The 365-nt window shown below is 64.4% G+C and carries 1 protein-coding gene; it reads left to right on the forward strand.

Annotated features, from left to right (window positions below; all coding sequences use genetic code 11):
• Window positions 1-119: 119 nt before the first annotated feature.
• Window positions 120-365: ATP-binding cassette domain-containing protein (locus B4E36_RS05050; RefSeq protein WP_345900061.1), on the forward strand; the 246-nt coding region annotated here is incomplete at its 3' end.

Consider the following 365-nt stretch of genomic DNA (forward strand, 5'->3'; position numbering starts at 1 on the left):
GGAGCGGCTGGCGGACTTCCAGAACCTGTTGACAAGCCGCTTCGAGGTGCCACTCGCATGGCCGCAGCATATCCGCGAGACGCCGCGACTCGAACTGTTCGGACGCGTGGAGTGAAGACATGGCCAAGCTTGAACTGAAGGGCGTCAGAAAGTCCTATGGCGCGGCGGAGATCATCAAGGGCATCGACCTTGCGGTCGAGGACGGCGAGTTCTGCGTGTTCGTCGGCCCGTCCGGCTGTGGCAAGTCCACGCTGCTCAGGATGATCGCCGGCCTCGAGGATATCACCGGCGGCACGCTCGAAATCGGCGGCAAGCGCATGAACGACATCGCGCCCGCCAGGCGCGGCGTGGCGATGGTGTTCCAG

It is taken from the genome of Martelella sp. UBA3392 (assembly GCF_002358775.1).
Taxonomy (GTDB): domain Bacteria; phylum Pseudomonadota; class Alphaproteobacteria; order Rhizobiales; family Rhizobiaceae; genus Martelella; species Martelella mediterranea.